Origin of the sequence: Frankia sp. CeD (assembly GCF_000732115.1) — a bacterium.
Classification (GTDB): Bacteria; Actinomycetota; Actinomycetes; order Frankiales; family Frankiaceae; genus Frankia; species Frankia casuarinae.
Genome location: NZ_JPGU01000045.1, coordinates 26,601 through 34,113, shown reverse-complemented (window position 1 = coordinate 34,113; position 7,513 = coordinate 26,601). Strand labels below are relative to the sequence as shown.

Annotated in this window: 6 protein-coding genes; all 6 read right to left on the bottom strand. The window is 67.4% G+C overall.

Annotated features, from left to right (window positions below):
- Positions 1-203: 203 nt before the first annotated feature.
- On the bottom strand, positions 204-890 hold the full coding sequence (locus CED_RS18030; protein WP_011436913.1) for a 3-oxoacid CoA-transferase subunit B: 687 nt from the start codon (positions 888-890) through the stop codon (positions 204-206).
- A gap of 1 nt (position 891) precedes the next feature.
- A complete protein-coding gene (locus CED_RS18025; protein WP_011436914.1) occupies positions 892-1,683 on the bottom strand; it encodes a CoA transferase subunit A in 792 nt (263 codons plus the stop codon).
- Position 1,684: 1 nt separating this feature from the next.
- The gene (locus CED_RS18020; RefSeq protein ID WP_035912540.1) at positions 1,685-2,497 is read right to left on the bottom strand and encodes a hypothetical protein; all 813 of its coding nucleotides are present in this window, start codon (positions 2,495-2,497) and stop codon (positions 1,685-1,687) included.
- Positions 2,498-2,548: 51 nt separating this feature from the next.
- Entirely contained in the window at positions 2,549-4,873 is a 2,325-nt protein-coding gene (locus CED_RS18015; protein ID WP_035912537.1) for a hydantoinase B/oxoprolinase family protein, read from the bottom strand.
- A gap of 35 nt (positions 4,874-4,908) precedes the next feature.
- Positions 4,909-7,035, bottom strand: a complete 2,127-nt coding sequence (locus tag CED_RS18010; RefSeq protein WP_035912534.1) for a hydantoinase/oxoprolinase family protein — start codon at positions 7,033-7,035, stop codon at positions 4,909-4,911.
- Positions 7,036-7,057: 22 nt separating this feature from the next.
- Positions 7,058-7,486 (bottom strand): acetone carboxylase subunit gamma, encoded by a 429-nt coding sequence (locus CED_RS18005; protein WP_023841948.1) that lies wholly within the window; start codon positions 7,484-7,486, stop codon positions 7,058-7,060.
- Between the last annotated feature and the right edge of the window lie 27 nt (positions 7,487-7,513).

Genomic DNA, 7,513 nt, shown 5'->3' with positions numbered 1-7,513 from the left:
CGCCTCCCGCGCGGCGGCAACGATCAGCGACTCCAGAGTCTCCTCGGGCAGACGGCCAAACGGGGTATGACCCCAGCCCACGATCTCCACGTCGTGGTCCACATCCAGTCCCTTCAACGCTCAGACACCCTTCACTGCTGAGACACCCCGGCAGGTCACTGCCAAGACACCCCGGCAGGTCACTGCCAAGACACCCCGGCAGGTCACTGCCAAGACACCCCGGCAGGTCCGCCCGCCACGCCGGCACCAGGCTTCGTGCCCACCTGAGCCAGCCGTACCGGTGTCACCTTCCGCACGTCGTCGGCGGTGACGCCCGGCGCCGTCTCCACCAGCACCAGACCATCGGAGGTCACGTCGATGACGGCGAGGTCGGTGATGATGCGCTGCACGACACCTGTGCCGGTCAGCGGGAGCGTGTTCGCGGGCAGGATCTTCGGCGATCCGTCCTTGGCGCAGTGCTCCATCAGAACGATCACGCGGCGGGCGCCGTGGACCAGGTCCATCGCGCCCCCCATGCCCTTGACCAGCTTGCCGGGCACCACCCAGTTCGACAGGTCCCCGCGCTCGCTGACCTGCATGGCGCCGAGGATCGCCGCATCGATCTTCCCCCCACGGATCATCCCGAAACTGGTGGCGGAGTCGAAGAAGCTTGCTCCCGTCGCGGTCGTCACCGTCTCCTTGCCGGCGTTGATGAGATCCGGGTCCTCCTCGCCGGCGACCGGGTAGGGACCCAGGCCGAGGATGCCGTTCTCACTCTGCAACACGATCTCCACGCCGTCGGGCACGTGGTTGGGAACCAGCGTCGGCAGACCGATGCCGAGGTTGACGTAGTCCCCGTCGTTGAGTTCCGCCGCCGCACGGGCGGCCATGTCGTCCCGGGACCAGGGCATCTCAGGCACCTCCTGCAGCGGTTGTGACGGCACGCAGGGTGAGCCGCTCGATCCCCTTGTCCGCGGCCTGGCCGGGCGTCAACGCCACCACCCGCTGCACGAAGACTCCGGGCAGGTGGATCTCGTCGGGATCCAGCGCACCCGGCTCGACGAGTTCCTCCACTTCCGCGATCGTCACCCTCCCGGCCATGGCGCAGAGCGGGTTGAAGTTGCGGGCGGCCCTGCGGAAAACCAGGTTGCCGTGCCGGTCACCACGCCGGGCCCGCACCAGGGCGAAGTCCGGCCGCAGCGCCGTCTCCCGCACGAAGACCTGCGGCACCCCGTCGACCTCGAAGACCTCGGTCGGCTTGGGCTGCGAGGCCAGCGCCACCTCGCCCGAGGCGTCGTACCTGATCGGCAGCCCGCCGTCGGCGACCTGCGTGCCGACGCCGGTGCGGGTGTAGAACGCCGCGATCCCGGCTCCACCGGCGCGCAGCCGCTCCGCCAGCGTCCCCTGCGGGTTGAACTCGATCTCGACCTTCCCGGAGAGGTACTGCCGTTCCAGTTCCTTGTTCTCCCCCACGTACGACGCCACCAGACGGCGGATCCGCCCGCCCTCCAGCAGCAGCGAGTTACCCACACCCGGGATCCCGCAGTTGTTGGAAATGACGGTCAGGTCCGAGGCCCCCTGTTCGGCGAGCGCGGCAAGGAGCACCGACGGGATGCCGCAGACCCCGAAACCACCACTCGCCACGCTGGCCCCGACCGGAATATCGGCGACTGCCTCCTGCGCCGACGCCACGACCTTGTCCACCTCACCCCTCCTTCAGCAGGGCCCGGCGCAGCAGAACCGTCTCGGGCGGCGCATCGGCCGGGATCGTGGTCAGCACAAGCCGGGCTCCGTCACGGGGCGCCTCGCCCTCGCCGTGCCAGAACGCGTCGGGAAGGACGACAGCCCGCGTGANATCGCCGGCCACGTCGACCGAGGAGGCGAATCGCACCGCCAGCGTCCAGTCGAAGTGCCCGGCCACATTGGTCAGCGAGGTATAGCCACCCGCCCGCTCCGGGAACTCCAGCGTGGCGGAGTCCCCGCGGCGGGCCCGGGCATCAAGGAGCAACAGTCCCAGCGGCGGCGACCCCAGGCGCCCCAGCCATTCGGCGAGGNACATGGAGGCGCTGTCGGCGTGGTCCTCGCTCACCTCGTCCAGCCCCGTGCCGGCCCGGTCATGTGCCCGCAGCAACCACCTCGCGGGCGACGGCACCGACAGCACGACCCGTCGCCGGGTCGAGTCCGCCAGCGTGCGCATGGTCAGGACCAACCGCTCGACGGCGGGCTCGTCACCGAGCAGGGTGCGTAACGCATAGCCCGTGCGGCTACGCTTCCCCAGCGCGCTCACCAGGTCAGGCGTCGCCGCGAGATACGCGTCGTAGAACGCCTCGGCATTGACGAACACCGCATCCGGATCCAGCAGGGCCTGGACCTGGGCGACGTGCCCGGTCAGGGCGGCGAGGTCNCCCCAGGGGATCTCGCTGCCCTGCCGTAGCACTGCCGTCGCGTAGGCGTCGTGGTCGATCACCAGCGCCCGGCCGCCGGGCGCGGCAGCGAGCAGGGCAGTGAGAGAAGACATTCAGTGCTCCTTGAACCTCAGGGCTCCGTAAACCTCAGGCGAGACGGAACCTCAGGCGAGACGCTTGACGTCCTCGCCGNGCCTGTCCTCCAGCTCCCGCACGCGCGCCTCCAGCGCCGCGATCTTCAGCTCCCGGCGGTCCGGAATCACGATGATCGGCAGTTCCTTCAGCGGCGCCTTGACCCGCTGGGGACCGTCGATGGTGAACACCGTGGCGGTGAGGTCCTTGGTGTCGTCGCCCCAGGAGCCGTAGTAGAGGAGGTCCTTCGGCGGCTCCTCGGTGACGAAATCCTTGACGAACTCCGCGTAGGGCTTGCCGCGCGTCAGGCGCGTCTGGCGGACCCGCTCGCGGGCCTGCCTGGTGCCCTCGGCGTCGAGCCGGAAGGTGATCGGGTCATAGCGGACACCGAAGATCTCCTCGGCGACCTTCTGGCTGATCCGGCCGAGCTCGGCATCGCGCNCCACCGACTCGGGCAGGCGCTCCAGCGGGTCGCCGTACCCACCACCGGCGCCCTGGGAGATCATGTAGAGCTCGCCGTCCTTGGCGCGGTCGTACTGCAGACCCATGTGATAGGTCGAGTACTTCCCGTCCGGGAACGGACGCTCGTTCATGACCTTCTCGATCGAGAGGTCGAACTTCTTGTTGTCCCGACGAATGTGCTCGTAGACATTCGTGCCCTTGACCATCGCCAGCGGGTAGGTGCCGCAGCCGTAGCCCCCGAACATGCCGTAGATGGACGAGAACTTCGCTCCGGAGGTCACCGTCATGAAGCCCCACTCCGGCGTGCCCTCGGCGGCCACGATCATCTCGTAGCCCATGCCGCCGGTGAACTTGCCGAAGCCCATGTTGTCGCGGACCAGGCGCTTGGCCACCAGCTGCATGAAGGGCACCTCCTCCTCCATGACCTCCTGCTCGGCCGTGTCGGCCATGGCGCAGAAGAGCGGCGAGACGGCGTCCTCACCGTCCCGGAAGGGCTTGGCTCCCCCGGGCATGCCGTTGAGGTCGGCACACAGGTTGCCGACCATGTCGCCGTGTTGGGTGACACCGCCCCACAGGAACGTGTTGATCTGGTTGAACCAGTTGGCCACGATGTTCGAGTACTTGTGCGGCGTGGAGAACGACATCTTTCCGTAGAGCGCCTGCATCATCGAGAAGCCTCGGAACGAGGCCTGCAGCGACTGTCCCATCGGGGCGTCGTAGGACGCGTCGGCCCAGGTGCCCTCGTCGGAGATGATCTCGATGCAGCTCATCGCCGCCGTGCAGCGCGGCAGGTCTGGCCACCAGAACGCCAGGATCGCCTGCATCATCATCGACTTCACCGAGCACAGCGGAGAGTTGATCGCCCGGTTGATGATCTCCGGTCCGGTGCCACGCAGGTCGACGGTCATCTTGTCGCCCTTGACGTGGATCCTGCAGGCGATCTTGATGAGGATGTTCTCCTTCAGCGTCGAGTCCATGAACTGGTTGAAGGAGTACGTGCCGTCGGGAAGCTCGGAGATCCGGCGGCGGACCTCCGCGTCGACGTCCTCGACGGTGACCCGCAGGGCCGCCACGAACGTGTCGACGCCGACCTCGTCGATGACCTTGTCGATGCGCTCCATGATCTTGCGTACCGCGGTGATCTTCACCTTTAGGTCGGCCAGCTGCAGCTTGGGGTCGCGCACCGAGTGCTGGAGGAAGGTCAGCAGGTCCCGGCGCAGATGACCACGCTCGACGATCTTGAACGGGCTCATCCGGAGGCCGTCGTCGAACGGGGTCTCCGAGCCCGACGGCATGCCGCCCGGCTCGCAGGCGCCGTTCTCGCCTTCGTGGATGGTCGCCGCCACCCACGCGATGATCTCACCCCCACGTATNATCGGCATGATCATCGACTGGTCGGTGTTGTGGACGTTGCCGAACCGGGCGTCGTTGTGGATGAATCCGTCGCCCTCGTGGATACCGACGGTCGGCTCGTCCTTCCAGTACTTCATGATGTACCGGATCGGGTGGTGCAGGATCGCGGAGAACGCGATCACCCCGTGGCAGGAGAGGTAGGACACGTCCCCGGCCGCGGTGTAGATCGCGGTCGTCAGGTCACCCCACTTCGCCCCGGGCGCGGCACCCTGCGCCTCGCACATCTCGTAGCCCTCGTCGAGCGCACCGGCAATCCGCTTGCGGATCCGCTCGACCACCAGCCGGTCGACACCGGCGGCGATCGCCGTCTCCTCCCGCGACGTCCGTTCCTGGATGGAGTGGTCACGCATGATCACCGGGTCGGGACCGAGGAAGAGGGTGGTCTCGTCCATGAACTGGTCGACCCACTCCCGCTCCTGGGGCGTGAGGGTGTTCTGCTCGGCGGCCTGCTCCTGCGTGGCGCTGTCGTCCGTGACAGTCATCGTCTTCTCCCTGGTGCGCTCGACGGTGTACTCGATCAGTCCTGCAGGAACCAGACGGCGCCCTGCACCGTCGGCTCCAGACGCCAGCCCGGCTCGACGAGGTAGGTGGTGTTCTCGGTGGTGACGATCGCGGGGCCGGGGATCACCCGCTCGTGCGACAGCGCGGCCTGGTCGTAGACCGGCGTCTCGATCGAGTCGTCCTGGCCGATGAAGTAGACCTTGCGGTGCGACACCTCGGTCGGCACCGTGCGCTCGCCGCCGGCCTCCAGCGAGTCGAAGTTGACGACGTCGCCGTCGACGTAGGAGGCCACCCGCACGGTCCCCACCCGGATCCCGGCTTCGGGTGCCGCGCTGCTGGCGCCGAACCGGTGGCTGTAGACATCACCGAAGGTGCGGATCATGTGCAGTACGTCGCCGACACCGTTCATCCGGTTGATGTCGAGGGCGACGGCCTGGGTGAGCAGCTGGTTGCCGTAGCGCATGTCCAGTTCCAGGCGGTACTTCACGTCGTCGGCCGCGAAGCCCTGACGCACCAGGTCCTCCCGGCCCCGGGCCTCGAGTTCCTCGACGATCNCGTTGAACTCCTCGTACTTGTCGTACAGCGACCGGGAGGTGGCGTTGTACATCGTGATGTGCACGCCGCGCTCGTGGAAGTGCAGCTGCTTCATGTTGCCGGCGCCGCAGGCGGAGAACACCGACGAGAACGGCGGGGCCAGGATCTGCTTGATGCCGGCATGGCGAGCAATACCGCAGGCGTGCAGCGGACCGTTGCCGCCGTAGGCGAGCATCGTGAAGTCCTCCGGCAGGTAGCCGCGCACCCGCAGCTCCTTGCCGATGCCGATCGCCATCTGCTCGTCAACACCGTCCTTGATCGCGCGGGCGATGGCGAGAACGTCCATGTCGAGCTGGTCGCACAGGTTCTCTTCGACGGCGAACCGGGAGCGCTTCGGGTTGAGCTTGATGTAGCCGTTGGCGTAGTTGTCCGGGTCCAGATAGCCGAGCAACAGGTCGGCGTCGGTCACCGTCGGACGCAGTCCGCCGCGGTCGTAGCAGGCCGGGCCGGGGTTGGAGCCGGCCGACTCCGGGCCGATCTTGATGGAGTTGTGAATCCGGTCGTACGACGCGATGGAGCCGCCGCCGGCACCGAGCGTGTCGAGGTGCACCATCGGCACCGACACCAGCCAGCGGTCGATGGTCGGCAGGAAGTCGTAGTGCTTCACGCCGCCCTCGGGCACCAGGCCGATGTCGAAGGACGTGCCGCCCATGTCAGTGGAGATCACATGGCCCAGGCCCGTCTCGTTCGACAGGTGCTCCGCGGCGCCGACGCCGGCGATCGGACCGGAGTGGATGGTCTGCAGGGCGTCGGTGGAGTTCATCTGCGCCATGCCACCGGAGTTGTGGATGACCAGCATCGGCTTGCCGTAGCCGGCGTCGCGCAGGTTGTTCGAGAGCTGGCTGAGCGCGTGAAACATGATCNCGTGCAGGAAGCCGTCCACGATGGTGGAGGTCGCCCGCACGTATTCGCCCTTGCGACCGGAGACCTGGTGGCCCAGCAGCACCGGGATGGCACCCAGCTCGTGGGCCGGGAACTCGTCGAGGATGATCTCCTGGATCGCCAGCTCGTGCTCGGGGTTCTCGGTGGCGTTGACCAGCGAGACCACCAGGGCCTCGGCGCCGGCATCCACCAGCTCACGGACCACCGTGCGGACGTCCTCGGGATCGAGCCTCGCCACGATCGTGCCGGCCGAGTTGACGCGTTCCTTGACCGAGCGGATCAGGTAGCGCGGCACCAGCGGTTCGGGCCGTTCGGCTGCCGGGAGGTTCTGTTGCATCGAGTAGTCCAGGCCCTCGCCGTACCCCCGGCCGCGGGAGAGCGGGATGGTGTCCTCGAAGCCATGAGTGACGATCGCCCCCACCTTGGGTCCCTTGCGCTCGATGAGAGCGTTGGTGCCCAGGGTGGTGGCGTAGCGGACCGAGTCGACCTCGGTGAGCACGGTGCCGCGGTCCAGTCCGGCCCGGCTGCACGCCAGGTCGAGCGCCTCGTTGAAGCCCAGCGCCAGGTTGTGGTGCGTGGTCAGCGCCTTCGCCTCGACGTAGGTCTCGTCCCAGACGAAGAAGCAGTCGGTGAAGGTGCCGCCGATGTCGACGGAGATACGTTTCATTGTCTCGGTTCTCCCTGCGAGATCAGCGGATGTGGCCGGTCGCCTTGTGCATGGCGGTGTATTTCTGCGCGTCCTCGCCGGGCCCGTAGTTGTGGACCTGCTCGGGGTCGACGCCGCGTTCCTCCCACTGGGTGCGCAGCGCGGCGACGTCGATGACGAGATCGGCCGTCGGCGGGTGTCCCGGGGGCACGTATTCGGTCTCGATCTGGGTGGCGCAGCCGGGGCAGTAGAATTCCAGGATCCGGCAGTACGTCGGGTCCGGGGAAAAGGTGAACTCGTAGCGGTCGGGATTGATGATCGGCTGGTGGATCTCCCGTGGGTCGCGGTCGTAGACCAGGCAGCCGAGTTTGTAGTTCCCGTGGGCAGACCAGATGTCGCGGCCGCACACCCGGCAGACCCAGCGCTCGGTGTCGAGGTCGATGACCAGGTATTCGGTCATGGGGACCCGCATGATGACTTTCCTCTCGTAGCTGTCAGG